This is a genomic window from Serratia sp. FDAARGOS_506, from assembly GCF_003812745.1.
Classification (GTDB): domain Bacteria; phylum Pseudomonadota; class Gammaproteobacteria; order Enterobacterales; family Enterobacteriaceae; genus Serratia.
Genome location: NZ_CP033831.1, coordinates 3,209,483 through 3,223,977 on the forward strand (window position 1 = coordinate 3,209,483; position 14,495 = coordinate 3,223,977).

Here is a 14,495-nt window from a genome sequence, read left to right on the forward strand (position 1 = left end):
CCGCGCTGTCGTCTGGCGTGCGATTTATGATTTGTCTCTGATTTCTCTCTCGTGGTCGCCCGGCGGCTCTGGGCTTTTTGGCCAGCTGTGATACAGTTTATTCACAATCAGGTCCGCCGCGCGCCGCAGGGAAATTCAACGGTTGCGGCGCGGAGGAGAAGAGCGGCCTGCACCTATAACTCACTGAGACGTTTAAGGGTTTTTATGACACAACAGCCACAGGCAAAATATCGCCACGATTATCGCGCGCCTGATTACACCACGACCGATATCGATTTGGACTTCAGTTTGGACGCGGAAACCACGCGTGTGACCGCCGTCAGTAAAATCAAACGTCAGGGCGCGGCCGGTACACCGCTGGTGCTGGATGGCGAAGATCTGACGCTGGTGAGCATTCAGGTCGACGGGCAACCGTGGAGCGCCTATCGTCAGCAGGATAACCAGCTGGTCATCGAAGAGTTGCCGGCACAATTCACTCTTACCATCGTCAACGACATTCACCCGGCGAAAAACACCGCGCTGGAAGGGCTGTATCTGTCCGGCGATGCGCTGTGCACGCAATGCGAAGCCGAAGGCTTCCACCACATTACCTATTATCAGGACCGCCCGGACGTGCTGGCGCGCTTTACCACCCGCATCGTGGCTGACAAGGCGCGCTATCCGTTCCTGCTGTCGAACGGTAACCGAATCGGCCAGGGCGAACTGGCCGATGGCCGCCACTGGGTGCAATGGCAGGATCCGTTCCCGAAACCTTGCTACCTGTTTGCGCTGGTGGCGGGGGACTTCGACGTGCTGCGCGACAGCTTCACCACCCGCTCCGGCCGTAAGGTCGCGCTGGAACTGTTCGTCGATCGCGGTAACCTGGATCGCGCCGACTGGGCGATGACATCGCTAAAGAACTCGATGAAGTGGGACGAGACCCGCTTCGGCCTGGAATACGATCTCGACATTTATATGATTGTGGCGGTCGATTTCTTCAATATGGGCGCGATGGAGAACAAAGGGTTAAATATCTTTAACTCCAAATATGTGCTGGCGAAGGCGGAAACCGCCACCGACAAGGACTACCTGAACATCGAAGCGGTGATCGGCCACGAATATTTCCACAACTGGACCGGTAACCGCGTAACCTGCCGCGACTGGTTCCAGCTCAGCTTGAAAGAGGGGCTGACGGTATTCCGCGATCAGGAGTTCAGTTCCGATCTGGGATCGCGTTCGGTCAACCGCATCGATAACGTGCGCGTGATGCGCGGCGCGCAGTTCGCCGAAGATGCCAGCCCGATGGCGCACGCCATCCGCCCGGATAAAGTGATCGAGATGAACAACTTCTACACCCTCACGGTGTATGAAAAGGGTTCCGAAGTGATCCGCATGATGCACACCTTGCTTGGGGAAGCGAACTTCCAGAAAGGGATGCAGCTCTATTTCGAACGCCACGACGGCAGCGCCGCCACCTGCGACGATTTTGTGCAGGCGATGGAGGATGCGTCCAATGTCGATCTGTCGCGCTTCCGCCGTTGGTATAGCCAGTCTGGCACGCCGCTGTTGACGGTGCGCGACGAATACGACGCACAAACCCAGCAGTATCGCCTGCATGTCAGCCAGAAAACCGCGCCGACCGCCGATCAACCCGAGAAGTTGCCGCTGCATATTCCGCTGGATATCGAACTGTACGACAGTGAAGGCAACGTCATCGCGCTGCAAAAGGGCGGTCTGCCGGTCAACAACGTGCTGAATGTCACCGAAGCGGAGCAGACCTTCGTATTTGACGGCGTGGCGCACAAGCCGGTGCCGTCGCTGCTGCGCGAATTCTCCGCGCCGGTGAAGCTGGACTATCCGTACAGCGACCAGCAGCTGACCTTCCTGATGCAGCACGCGCGCAATGAATTTACGCGTTGGGATGCGGCACAGAGTCTGCTGGCGACCTATATCAAGCTGAACGTGGCGCGGCACCAGCAGAAACAGCCGCTGTCGCTGCCGCTGCACGTGGCCGATGCGTTCCGCGCGGTGCTGCTGGACGAGAAGCTGGATCCGGCGCTGGCGGCGCAGATCCTGACGCTGCCGTCGGAGAATGAAATCGCCGAGCTGTTCGCCACCATCGATCCGGAAGCGATAGCCGCGGTGCACGAAGCGATCGTTCGCTGCCTGGCGCGGGAGTTGGCCGATGAGTGGCTGGCGGTGTATCACGCCAACAAGACCGACGGCTACCGCGTGGAGCACGCCGAGATCGCCAAGCGCGCCTTGCGCAATGTGTGCCTGGGTTATCTGGCGTTCGGCGAAGATGTGGCGCTGGCGGACCAGCTGGTGAGTGAACAGTATCGCCAGGCGGACAATATGACCGACTCGCTGGCGGCGCTGTCTGCCGCGGTCGCGGCCCAGCTGCCGTGCCGCGATGCGCTGCTGGCAGCGTTCGACGAGCGCTGGCATCAGGATGGCCTGGTGATGGACAAATGGTTCGTGCTGCAGGGCAGCAGCCCGGCGGCGGACGTGCTGAGCAAGGTGCGTGCGCTGTTGCAGCACCGTTCGTTCAGCCTGAGCAACCCGAACCGTACCCGTTCGCTGATCGGCGGCTTCGCTTCCGGCAACCCGGCGGCGTTCCATGCCGCGGACGGCAGCGGCTATCAGTTCCTGGCGGAGATCCTCAGCGATCTCAACCAGCGCAACCCGCAGATCGCCGCGCGCCTGATTGAACCGCTGATTCGCCTGAAGCGTTACGACGCGGGCCGCCAGGCGTTGATGCGCAAGGCGCTGGAACAGCTGAAAGGGTTGGAAAACCTGTCCGGCGATCTGTACGAGAAGATCAGCAAGGCGCTCGACGCCTGATTTTTTCACGTTGAATAGATCAAGGGACGGCTTTTGCCGTCCCTTTTTTTATCCGTTCAATTCGCCGCCTGGCGCGGGCTAGCTGCGGCAACCGGCGGCGATAACACCCGTTCCAGCACTTCGGCCTCCAGCTCTGCCAGCCGGGCCGAGCCTTTGCGGCGCGGCCGCGGCAGATCGAGGGTGAGATCCAGCCCGATGCGCCCCTCTTCAATCAGGATCACCCGATCCGCCAGCGCGATGGCTTCGCTGACGTCATGCGTGACCAGCAGTACGGTAAAACCGTGCTGTTGCCACAGCGTTTCTATCAGCCCCTGCATCTCGATACGCGTCAGGGCATCCAGTGCCCCGAGCGGTTCGTCCAGAAGCAGCAGGCGAGGGCGATGGATCAGCGCGCGCGCCAGGGCGACCCGTTGCTTTTGCCCGCCGGACAGCGCTGCCGGCCAGTCGCGGGCGCGATCCGCCAAACCGACCGCGTCCAGCGCCTGCAGTGCCGCCTCGCGCCACTGGCCGCGTAGCCCCAGGCCCACGTTGTCGATCACCGTTTTCCACGGCAACAGGCGTGCATCCTGGAACATCAGTCGGGTATCTTCTTTAGCGGCGGCAAGCGGCGCGTTGCCGCTGAGCAGCGCGCCGCTGCTGGCCTGCTCCAGGCCGGCCAACAGGCGCAGCAGAGTGCTCTTGCCGCAGCCGCTGCGGCCGACCACCGCCACGAATTGCCCGGCGGAAATACGCAGCTGGATATTGTCCAGCACCGTGCGGTTGCCGTAACCTTTGCTGATGGACTCCAGCGTCACCGGCGTGCCTTGCGCAAGGCGAGCGGGAAGGGTCATAGCGCTTCTCCCTGTTTCAGTTGATAGGCCGGATGCCAGCGCAACCAGGCGCGCTCCAGCAACTGCGCGCCCACGTCCGCCAGCTTGCCGAGCAGGGCGTACAGCACGATCGCCACCACCACCACGTCGGTTTGCAGGAATTCGCGCGCGTTCATCGCCAGGTAGCCGATGCCCGAATTGGCCGAAATGGTTTCGGCGACGATCAGCGTCAGCCACATGAAGCCGAGAGCGAAACGCACGCCGACCATTATCGACGGCAGCGCGCCCGGCAGCACCACTTGTGTAAACAGGCGGAAACCGCTCAGGCCGTAGCTGCGGGCCATCTCCAACAGGCCACGATCGATATTTTTGATGCCGTGATAGGTATTGAGATAAATCGGGAACAGCGTGCCGAGCGCCACCAGAAAGATCTTGGCGGATTCATCGATGCCGAACCACAGGATCACCAGCGGGATCAGCGCCAGATGCGGCACGTTGCGGATCATTTGCACCGAGCTGTCCAGCAGGCGTTCGCCCCAGCGTGACAGCCCGGTAATAAAACCGAGGATCAGTCCGATGCTGCCGCCGATGCCAAAGCCGATCAACGCGCGCTGGCTGCTGATGCTCAGATGTTGCCACAGTTCGCCGCTTTGGCTCAGGCTCCAGAAGGCGGCCAGCACCGCGCTCGGCGCCGGTAAAATGCGATTGGACAGCCAGCCGGTTTCGACGGCGATCTGCCAGAGGATCACCAGCGCCAGCGGCAGCGCCCAGGGAGCCAGTCGATACAGGATGCGTTGCGCGTTCTTTGCCATCGGGGCGCTCCTCAGCTCTGCGACACTTTTTGCGGAACATAAATGTTGGCCACCACTTCGCCCTGCGGCCGCACCGGCTGAAGCCGCGCGGGCGTTTCCTCCCGCGCCAGGTCGAGGTGCGGAAACAGCAGTTCGCCGACGCGGTAGGCCTCTTCCAGATGCGGGTAGCCGGAAAGAATAAAGGTGTCGATGCCCAAATCGGCATATTCCTGCATGCGCGCCGCGACCGTCGGGCCGTCGCCCACCAGCGCGGTGCCGGCGCCGCCGCGCACCAGGCCGATGCCGGCCCACAGGTTCGGGCTGATCTCCAGGTTATCCTTTTTGCCGCCGTGCAGCGCCGCCATGCGCCGTTGGCCGACGGAGTCGAAGCGCGCAAAAGCCTGCTGTGCGTTGGCGATGGTTTCCTCATCGAGGTGCGCGATCAGCCGGTCGGCGGCGTGCCAGGCCTCTTCGGTGGTTTCCCGCACGATGACATGCAGGCGGATACCGAAGCGTACCTGGCGGCCTTTCGCCGCCGCTTTGGCGCGCACCTCGTCGATCTTCTCTTTAACCTGCGCCGGCGGCTCTCCCCAGGTGAGATACATTTCTACCTGTTCGGCGGCCAGATCCTGCGCGGCGGCGGAGGATCCGCCGAAATAGAGCGGTGGGCGCGGCTGCTGCACCGGCGGGAACAGCAGTTTGGCGCCTTTTACCTGAATATGCTTGCCGTCGAAATCGACGGTTTCGCCTTCCAGCACCCGGCGCCAGATGTGGGTGAACTCGGTTGAGGCTTCGTAGCGTTCTTCATGGCTAAGGTGCAGCCCCTCGGCCGCCAGTTCTTCCGGATCGCCGCCGGTGACCAGATTGAACAGCGCGCGCCCGTTGGACAGGCGATCCAGCGTCGCCGCCTGGCGCGCCGCCAGCGTAGGGGAGATGATGCCCGGCCGCAGCGCGACCAAGAATTTCAGCCGCTGGGTGACCGGGATTAGCGAGGCGGCCACCAGCCAAGAGTCTTCGCACGAACGGCCGGTAGGGATCAACACCCCGCCGAATCCCAGCCGGTCCGCCGCCTGGGCGATCTGCTGCAAATAACCGTGATCGACGCTGCGCGCTCCTTGTGCGCTACCAAGATAGTGGCCGTCGCCGTGGGTGGGTAAAAACCAGAAAACGTTCAGGCTCATCGTCAATGTTCTCCCATTGTTTATTGCGCGCTTGGGCGCCAGATGCGTTGCGAGATGTCGACCTTCACCGGCACCAGCCGGTTGGCGTAAAACAGGTCGGCGGTTTGCTGCTGCGCGGCGATCGTATGCGCATCGAGCGGCGTGATGGCGGTTGGCGGGCGGTGATCCAGATAGCTGGCGATCACCGGTTCAGGCAGCCCCATGGCGTTGGCCAGCAGGGTCACGCTTTGCGCCCGGTCGCTGCGAGTGAGCGCATCGGCCTGGGTCAGCACCGTCAAGACCTGGCTAATAAAGGCGCCGTTGGCTTCAACATAGGGGCGCGCCGCCAGATAGAAGGAACCGGTCTGGTTCAGATCGGTGCCGTCGCCGAGCACCCGTACGCCGCCCTGCAGCAGCGCGGCGGAATAATAAGGATCCCAGATGGCCCAGGCGTCGACGTTGCCCTGCTGGAAGGCGGCGCGCGCATCGGCGGGGGTCAGATAGGCGGGCTGGATATCCGTAAATTTCAGGCCGGCCTTTTGCAGCGATCGCAGCAGCAGATTGTGTGAGCTGGATCCTTTCTGGAAGGCGACCTTATGGCCTTTCAGATCGGCGATGGTTTTGATCGGACTGTTTTCCGGCACCAGGATTACCTCTGCCTTCGGTTTGGGCGGTTCAACGCCGACATACAGCAGGTCAGCGCCGGCGGCCTGCGCGAAGATCGGCGGAATATCGCCGGTGCTGCCCAGATCGATGCTGCCGACGTTCAAGGCCTCCAGCATTTGCGGGCCGGCGGGAAACTCGATCCAGCTGATGCGGGTGGCGGGGAAACGTTCCTCCAGCAGCCGGTGGCTCTTCGCCAGCACCAGGCTGACCGACCCTTTTTGGTAGCCGATACGGAACTGCGCCGGATCCTGCGCAGCGGCGGCGTTGGCCCAGACCAGCGATAGCAGGCCGGTGAGGGTAGCGGCGCTCAGCCAGCGCCGTAAAGCGATGCGTGTTTTCATTCAGGCTCTCCTTTTCCAGGCGTTTCAGGCAGTTTGATGGGCCGTCAGCGGTGTGGTGACGCGCAGCGCGGGCGGTTTGCGGCGGCCAAGCGCCAGATAGAAACTATCCAGCGCCTCTTCCAGCCGGGTGGCGACGGCATCGGTGAGCGTAGCGCCTTCGCCGGTCAGTTGGATCTGGCTGTCGTCGGCGAACACGCCGTGCAGCACCTCCTGTGCTTTCAGCGCCGCCAGCACCGGTTTTAGCGCATAGTCCACGGCCAACATGTGACCGATCGAACCGCCGGTTGCCAGCGGCAGCACCACCTTATGATCCAGAGCGCGTTCCGGTAGCAGATCCAGCAAGGTCTTCAGCGCGCCCGAGAACGACGCTTTATAAACCGGCGTGGAAATCAGCAGGCCGTCCGCCTGCGCAAGTTGGTCGGCAAACGCTTTAATCGCCGGGCTGTTGAAGTTGGCGTACAGCAGATCTTCAGCGTCGAAGTCGTGCAGGGTATAAGCCGTCACTTCCACTCCTTGTTGCCGCAGCCAGCTCTGACTCAGTGCGAGTAGCGCTGCGGAACGAGATGGGATGCGTGGGCTGCCGGCCAGTGATATAACGCGCATTGCCACTCCTTATAACTAAAAGTTAGGTTTAATTAAAAAATCAGTAGGAAGTGTTTTAAACCTACCAGCAACCGGGCGCGTTTTTTAAATCTCATTTTTTGATTTGGATATGCGCAAAAGCGGATTGGCGCCGATTTGGCGGCGAAGAGAGAAAACGATTGCGTAAAAACGGCTTTTTTTGCCTTTAATCAATTCCAATTGGGCGGGGGATACCGGATAATACGCCCCCGGTTTGCAACCGGGAAATCAGGAGAGTCCATGTACTACCCCCTCATCAGGAAAGCGTTGTTCCAGCTCGATCCCGAGCGCGCGCACGAAGTGACCTTTCGTCAGCTCAGCCGTATTACCGGCACCCCATTAGCGTTTCTTGTTCGTCAGTCCGTGCCGACCAAACCGGTCAGCTGCATGGGGCTGTCGTTTAAAAACCCGCTGGGATTGGCCGCCGGTCTGGATAAAAACGGCGAGTGCATCGATGCGTTCGGCGCGATGGGCTTCGGCCATGTGGAAGTCGGCACCGTGACGCCGCGCCCGCAGCCAGGCAACGACAAGCCGCGCTTGTTCCGCGTGGTTGAGGCGGAAGGCCTGATCAACCGCATGGGGTTCAATAACCATGGCGTGGACAATCTAATTGAAAACGTTAAGAAATCTCATTTCGGTGGCATTCTTGGGATCAATATCGGCAAGAATAAAGACACGCCGGTCGAACAGGGCAAAGACGATTATTTGATCTGCATGGATAAAGTTTATCCGTATGCCGGTTATATCGCGATTAACATCTCTTCACCGAATACGCCGGGGTTACGATCCTTACAGTATGGCGAAGCGCTGGACGATCTTTTGGCCGCGATTAAAAATAAGCAGCAGGAATTACATGCGCGCCATCACAAATATGTGCCGGTGGCGGTAAAGATCGCGCCGGATCTTTCTGAAGAAGAATTGATCCAAATTGCCGATAGCCTGGTGCGGCATAATATCGATGGGGTGATTGCCACCAATACCACGTTGGATCGAAAATTGATCCAGGGGTTGAATTACTGCGAGCAAGCGGGCGGGTTGAGCGGGCGTCCGCTGCAATCACGCAGCACCGAAGTGATCCGTCGTCTCTCCACTGAACTGCAAGGGCGCCTGCCGATTATCGGCGTGGGCGGCATCGATTCGCTGACGGCGGCGCGAGAAAAAATGGAGGCCGGCGCGAGCCTGCTGCAAATTTATTCTGGATTTATCTATCACGGCCCGCGTTTGATTAAAGATATCGTTACCCATATCTAATATTTTTCCTCTCATTTTATTCCGGGGGTTTATTTCTGCCCCCGGCTCGTCTATATTTTGTTCGTTAGCATAAATATCGTTCGCGGAATTATCCGATGTTTAAGCAACTTTATCGATGATAAAATCGCCTTTTAGGGTGAGTGCGGCGTTGGCATAGGCAGCGAGAAGGATACGAAATGAAGATAAAACCTGACGATAATTGGCGTTGGTATTTTGATGCCGAACACGATCGGCTAATGCTGGATTTAGCTAATGGTATGATCTTTCGTTCACGTTTCCCGGCCAAAATGTTAACGCCGGACGCCTTCGATGAATGCGCTTTTTGCGTGGACGACGCCGCCCTTTATTTCACCTATGAAGAACAGTGCAAACAGGTCAAGCTCAGCCATGAGCAGCGCGCCGAGCTGGTGTTGAATGCGCTGGTTGCCTATCGCTTCCTGAAACCGCTGATGCCGAAGAGCTGGCATTTCTCGCAGCAGCACTACCCATTGCAGCCGAAAAACGGTGAGTTGGCGGCGGTGAAAGTGATGGAAAGCGGTGCGGAAGCGCGCTTGCTGGTGGTGGAAGCCGGGGATAATGCCAGTCTGTGCCTGCTGGCGCAAAATCAGCTGACGGTCGCTGGCCGTACTATGGTATTGGGTGACGCCATCAAGGTAATGCACGATCGGCTGAAACCCTGCGCGCAGGATGAAAGCGCCGCCCCGGCTTACGACAGGGCGGTATAAGGCGGATTACGCCAGGGTCAAATCACTTTTCGGGATGCAGCTGCAGCACAGGATGGTGCCGTTGTCGCCCAGTGCGCTTTTCTTCAGGGGCGCGACTTCACCGCTCAACAATGTAATGCGGCAGCTGCCGCAAATCCCGGCACGGCAGGAGTAAGGTACGCGGATGCCTTGCTGTTCCAACTGCTCGAGCAAGATCTGCTGGTTGTTGCCGGTAAACACTTTCCCCTCATATTCGATGGTGACGCTGTGCTCGCTGTCCTGCGGCGCTTGTACGCTCTCCACCACTTTACCGGCGCCATAAGGGCGCGGCGGCTTGGTCGACAGCACTTCCACCGTATCGCCCACGCGGATGATGCCGCTGTTGCGTGCGATCATATTCTGGCCGAAATCGATGTCGCCGTTGTCGGCGGAGCGAAATTTCTGCAGCGTGCTTAGCGGTTCGCCGCTCGGGTGCTTGCGGCCACGCTCGGTGCTGACGGTGGTGAGCACGCAGCGGCTGCAGGGCTTCACCAAATCGAACATCACGTCGCCGACGCGGATTACCTGCCAGCCGTCCTCGGCCCAGGCGGTTGCGCCGCTCACTACCAGATTGGGGCGGAACTGTTCCAGCTTGATGCTGCCGGGACAGCGCTGCTGCAGATCGTTGAACGAAGCCTGGTTAATCAGCAGATAAGGATAGCCGTCGGCAAACGTCAGCGGGATTTCGGGGTGTTTCTTCACTCGGCGGGTCAACTCCGGCCCCAGCCAGCGCAGCTGCACGTCTCGCTGGAAATAGCCGCTCAGCCAACGGTTGATCTCATCCGGTGCGATCAATGCGGTGAAATGGTTGCCCCAAACTTCGGTCGGCTGCGGTGCGGCGGCGAAGTCGCTGAAGCGAATGGCGGCGCTTTCGCCGTCCGGCGCCGTCAGGAATAGCCCGTCAGGCAGTAACGCCGGTGTGAATAGCACCATCTGCGGGTATTGGCGCGCGGTGATAAAGGTGCCATCCGGCTCGGTGATCATAAAGTTGCGGTCGAAGGCCAGACCGCTGCTGCCGACCTGGGCGTAAGAAAGCTGCAAGCCACGCAGTGATTTAACCGGATGGACGTAGAGTCTGGAAAGCGTGATCACCCTTATCTCCGTGCGATTCTTAAATAGAAGGGAGCAACTTTATGACAAGCGGTGCGGATTAGCTATAATGCGCAACAATTTTCTTTTTGGTGATAAGCACGATATGAACTCTCTGTTTGCCAGCACGGCGCGTGGATTGGAAGAACTGTTAAAAAGCGAGCTGGAAGCGCTTGGCGCTCACGACTGCAAAGTGGTGCAGGGTGGGGTACATTTTCAGGGTGACGATCGTCTTCTGTACCAAAGCCTGCTGTGGAGCCGCCTGGCTTCGCGCATTCTGTTGCCGTTGAACGAATTCCGTGTGCACAGCGATCTGGATCTGTACCTCGGGGTGCAGGCGATCGATTGGCCGAGCATTTTTGGCGTGGATAAAACCTTTGCCGTGCATTTCAGCGGCGTGAACGAAGAGATCCGCAACAGCCAGTATGGCGCGCTGAAGGTGAAAGACGCCATCGTCGACAGCTTTACCCGCAAACTCGACCAACGCCCGACGGTCGCCAAGCAGCAGCCGGATATTCGCGTTAACGTCTTCCTGCAACGCGATATGGCCAGCGTGGCCCTCGATCTGAGCGGCGAAGGCCTGCATCAGCGCGGTTACCGCGATCTCACCGGCCAGGCGCCGCTGAAGGAAAACCTGGCGGCCGCCATCGTGCTGCGTTCCGGCTGGCAGCCGGGCACGCCGATGCTCGATCCGATGTGCGGCTCCGGCACCTTGCTGATCGAAGCGGCAATGATCGCCGCCGATCGCGCGCCGGGCCTGCACCGCCAACACTGGGGCTTCAGCGCCTGGAACGGCCACAACGCCGAACTGTGGCGTGAAGTCACCACCGAAGCGCAGGTGCGCGCGCGCCGCGGCCTGCAGGAAACCACCTCTCGCTTCTTCGGCTCCGATATCGATCGTCGAGTGATTGAAATGGCGCGCGGCAACGCCCGCCGCGCCGGCGTCGCCGAGTTGATCACCTTTAACGTTGGCGACGTGGCGCGCCTGACCAATCCGCTGCCGGAAGGCCCGCACGGCACCGTGATCAGCAACCCGCCGTACGGTGAGCGTCTGGAAAGCGAACCGGCGCTGATCGCGCTGCACAACATGCTGGGCCGCGTGATGAAAAGCGCCTTCGGCGGCTGGCAGCTTTCGCTGTTCAGCGCCTCGCCGGAGCTGTTGAGCTGCCTGCAGCTGCGCGCCGAGCGCCAGTTCAAGGCGAAAAACGGCCCGCTGGAGTGCGTGCAGAAAAACTATCAGCTGGCGGCGAACCCGGCCGGCGCCACTACCGGCGGCGTGCAGGTGGCGGAAGATTTCGCCAACCGTCTGCGCAAGAACTTGAAGAAACTCGACAAGTGGGCGAAACAGCAGGGCATTGAATGCTACCGCCTGTACGATGCCGATCTGCCAGAATACAACGTCGCGGTGGACCGCTACGGCAGCAAGGTAGTGGTGCAGGAGTATGCGCCGCCGAAAACCGTCGATGCGCAAAAAGCGCGTCAGCGCCTGTTCGATGTGATCAACGCGACCCTGGCGGTGCTGGAATTGCCGTCGAATCAGCTGATCCTGAAAACCCGCGAGCGGCAGAAGGGCAAGAACCAGTACGAGAAGCTGGCGCAGAAAGGCGAATTCCTGCTGGTAGAAGAGTATAACGCCAAGCTGTGGGTCAACCTGACCGACTATCTCGATACCGGCTTGTTCCTCGATCACCGTATCGCGCGCCGTATGCTGGGCGAGATGAGCAGCGGCAAGGACTTCCTCAATCTGTTTGCTTACACCGGCACCGCCAGCGTGCACGCCGGGTTGGGCGGTGCGCGCAGTACCACCACGGTGGATATGTCGCGTACCTATCTGGAATGGGCGGAGAAGAACCTGCGCGCCAACGGCCTGACCGGCCGTCAGCATCGGCTGATCCAGGCCGACTGCCTGTCGTGGTTGAGCAACGCCAACGAACAGTTCGACGTGATCTTCATCGATCCGCCGACGTTCTCCAACTCCAAGCGGATGGAGAACACTTTTGACGTGCAGCGCGATCATCTGGCGCTGATGAAAGATTTGAAACGGTTGCTGCGCCGCAACGGGACCATCATGTTCTCGAACAACAAGCGCGGTTTCCAAATGGATATGGCAGGGCTGAGCGCGTTGGGCCTGGAGGCGAAAGAGATCACCGCCAAGACGCTGTCGCAGGACTTTGCCCGTAACCGTCAGATCCACAACTGCTGGCTGGTGACTCACGCCGGCGAAGGAAAATAATTACTATGTCGTTAATCAGCATGTCCGGCGCTTGGCTCTCTTTCAGCGATGCGCCGCTTTTAGACAACACCGAAATTCATATCGAAGACAACGAACGCGTGTGTCTGGTTGGGCGCAACGGCGCCGGTAAGTCCACGCTGCTGAAGATCCTCGGCAAAGAGATCCCGCTGGACGACGGCCGGGTGATCTACGAACAGGATCTGATCGTGGCGCGCCTGCAACAGGATCCGCCGCGCAATATCGGCGGTAGCGTGTTCGACTTCGTGGCCGAAGGCGTCGCGGAGCAGGCGGAACACCTGAAGGCGTATCATGCGATTTCCCACTTGGTGGAGAGCGATCCGAGCGAGAAAAACTTGGCGCGCATGGCGCAAATCATGGAGATCCTCGATCACCAGGGGCTGTGGCAGCTCGACAGCCGCATCAGCGAAGTGCTGCTGCAGCTGGGGCTGAACGGCGACGCCGAGCTTTCCTCGCTGTCCGGCGGCTGGCTGCGTAAAGCGGCGCTGGGCCGCGCGCTGGTGAGCTCGCCGCGCGTGCTGCTGCTCGACGAACCGACCAACCACCTGGATATCGAAACCATCGACTGGCTGGAAGGCTTCCTGAAAGAGTTTGACGGCAGTATCGTATTCATCTCGCACGACCGTTCGTTTATCCGCAATATGGCGACGCGCATCGTCGATCTGGATCGCGGCAAACTGGTTTCCTGGCCGGGCAACTACGATCTGTATCTGCAGAGCAAAGAAGAAGCGCTGCGGGTAGAAGAGCTGCAAAACGCTGAGTTCGATCGCAAGCTGGCGCAGGAAGAGGTCTGGATCCGTCAGGGCATCAAGGCGCGCCGAACCCGAAACGAGGGCCGCGTGCGCGCGCTGAAGGCGCTGCGCGTCGAGCGTTCACAGCGCCGCGAAGTGATGGGCACAGCCAAAATGCAGGTGGAAGAGGCGACCCGTTCCGGCAAAATCGTGTTCGAGCTGGAAGACGTCAATTATCAGGTTGGTGAAAAAGTGTTGGTGCGCGGTTTCTCCGCCCAGGTACAGCGCGGCGACAAGATTGCGCTGGTGGGCCCGAACGGCTGCGGCAAAACCACGCTGCTGAAACTGATGCTCGGTCAGCTCAAAGCCGACAGCGGCCGCGTGCATTGCGGTACCAAGCTGGAAGTGGCTTATTTCGACCAGCACCGCGCCGATCTCGATCCGGAACGCACGGTGATGGATAACCTGGCGGAAGGCAAGCAGGAAGTGATGGTCAACGGCCGTCCTCGTCATGTGCTGGGCTACCTGCAGGACTTCCTGTTCCACCCGAAACGCGCCATGACGCCGGTGAAGGCACTCTCGGGCGGTGAGCGTAACCGTCTGCTGTTGGCTAAGCTGTTTTTGAAACCGAGCAATCTGCTGATCCTCGATGAACCAACCAACGATCTCGACGTCGAAACGCTGGAGCTGCTGGAAGAGCTGATCGACGGTTATCAGGGCACCGTGCTGCTGGTCAGCCACGATCGCCAGTTCGTCGACAACTCGGTGACCGAGTGCTGGATCTTTGAAGGCAACGGCGTGATCAACGCCTTCGTCGGCGGTTACTACGATGCGCATCATCAGCGCGCCACGGCGAAACCGATTCGTCAGGCGGCGCCGAGCGCGAGCAAACCGGCGGTGGAGAAAAAGGCCGAGCAGCCGAAGAAAACGGCGGCCAAGCTGAGTTACAACCTGCTGCGCGAACTGGAACAGTTGCCGCAGCGGCTCGAACAGCTGGAGGCGGAAATCGAAGCGCTACAGGCGCAGATGAGCGATGCCGACTTCTTCACGCGGCCGCACAGCGAAACGCAAGAAGTGCTGACGGCATTGGCAAACGCCGAGCAGGCGCTCGAGCAGGCCTTCGCCCGTTGGGAAGAGCTGGAAGCGATGAAAAACGGCTGACCGTTGCGATACTGCCCGCGCGCTGCTGCGGGCGGTATCGACGTGCCGGTGAGCGACG

Annotated in this window: 11 protein-coding genes; 5 read left to right on the top strand and 6 right to left on the bottom strand. The window is 60.1% G+C overall.

What is annotated here, in order from left to right; genetic code table 11:
* Nucleotides 1-204: 204 nt before the first annotated feature.
* Nucleotides 205-2,823 (top strand): aminopeptidase N, encoded by a 2,619-nt coding sequence (gene pepN / locus EGY12_RS15525; RefSeq protein ID WP_123894516.1) that lies wholly within the window; start codon nucleotides 205-207, stop codon nucleotides 2,821-2,823.
* 56 nt (nucleotides 2,824-2,879) lie between these two features.
* On the opposite strand, the gene ssuB is transcribed toward pepN, so the two are convergent.
* From ssuB to ssuE, 5 genes are read right to left on the bottom strand one after another with little or no spacing between them, the layout of a single operon-like run.
* Nucleotides 2,880-3,653 (bottom strand): aliphatic sulfonates ABC transporter ATP-binding protein, encoded by a 774-nt coding sequence (gene ssuB, locus EGY12_RS15530; protein WP_123894517.1) that lies wholly within the window; start codon nucleotides 3,651-3,653, stop codon nucleotides 2,880-2,882.
* The gene (ssuC, locus tag EGY12_RS15535; protein ID WP_123894518.1) at nucleotides 3,650-4,444 is read right to left on the bottom strand and encodes an aliphatic sulfonate ABC transporter permease SsuC; all 795 of its coding nucleotides are present in this window, start codon (nucleotides 4,442-4,444) and stop codon (nucleotides 3,650-3,652) included. The genes ssuB and ssuC overlap by 4 nt, the downstream gene beginning before the upstream one ends.
* 11 nt (nucleotides 4,445-4,455) lie before the next feature.
* Nucleotides 4,456-5,604, bottom strand: coding sequence for an FMNH2-dependent alkanesulfonate monooxygenase (ssuD, locus tag EGY12_RS15540; protein WP_123894519.1), 1,149 nt, complete (start codon nucleotides 5,602-5,604; stop codon nucleotides 4,456-4,458).
* A 20-nt stretch (nucleotides 5,605-5,624) separates the two neighbouring features.
* Nucleotides 5,625-6,590, bottom strand: a complete 966-nt coding sequence (locus tag EGY12_RS15545) for a sulfonate ABC transporter substrate-binding protein (protein ID WP_123894520.1) — start codon at nucleotides 6,588-6,590, stop codon at nucleotides 5,625-5,627.
* A gap of 24 nt (nucleotides 6,591-6,614) precedes the next feature.
* The gene (ssuE, locus tag EGY12_RS15550; RefSeq protein ID WP_123894521.1) at nucleotides 6,615-7,193 is read right to left on the bottom strand and encodes an NADPH-dependent FMN reductase; all 579 of its coding nucleotides are present in this window, start codon (nucleotides 7,191-7,193) and stop codon (nucleotides 6,615-6,617) included.
* A gap of 258 nt (nucleotides 7,194-7,451) precedes the next feature.
* Between ssuE and pyrD the strand changes: the two genes are divergently transcribed.
* Nucleotides 7,452-8,462 carry a quinone-dependent dihydroorotate dehydrogenase gene (pyrD, locus tag EGY12_RS15555; RefSeq protein WP_123894522.1) on the top strand — a complete coding sequence of 337 codons (1,011 nt, stop codon included), beginning with the start codon at nucleotides 7,452-7,454 and terminating at the stop codon, nucleotides 8,460-8,462.
* 176 nt (nucleotides 8,463-8,638) lie between these two features.
* Complete coding sequence (locus tag EGY12_RS15560) at nucleotides 8,639-9,187, top strand: cell division protein ZapC (protein ID WP_004928171.1); 549 nt, start codon at nucleotides 8,639-8,641, stop codon at nucleotides 9,185-9,187.
* A 6-nt stretch (nucleotides 9,188-9,193) separates the two neighbouring features.
* Here EGY12_RS15560 and EGY12_RS15565 read toward each other — a convergent pair whose 3' ends face one another.
* Entirely contained in the window at nucleotides 9,194-10,297 is a 1,104-nt protein-coding gene (locus tag EGY12_RS15565; protein ID WP_038874255.1) for a YcbX family protein, read from the bottom strand.
* A gap of 103 nt (nucleotides 10,298-10,400) precedes the next feature.
* Here EGY12_RS15565 and rlmKL point away from each other — a divergent pair, with 103 nt between their 5' ends.
* Together rlmKL and EGY12_RS15575 are read left to right on the top strand one after the other, a co-directional pair.
* Nucleotides 10,401-12,527: a bifunctional 23S rRNA (guanine(2069)-N(7))-methyltransferase RlmK/23S rRNA (guanine(2445)-N(2))-methyltransferase RlmL gene (gene rlmKL / locus EGY12_RS15570; protein WP_123894523.1), complete on the top strand. Its 2,127-nt coding sequence runs from the start codon at nucleotides 10,401-10,403 to the stop codon at nucleotides 12,525-12,527.
* Between the two features lie 5 nt (nucleotides 12,528-12,532).
* Nucleotides 12,533-14,437 carry an ABC transporter ATP-binding protein gene (locus tag EGY12_RS15575; RefSeq protein ID WP_123894524.1) on the top strand — a complete coding sequence of 635 codons (1,905 nt, stop codon included), beginning with the start codon at nucleotides 12,533-12,535 and terminating at the stop codon, nucleotides 14,435-14,437.
* The last annotated feature ends 58 nt before the right edge of the window (nucleotides 14,438-14,495 follow it).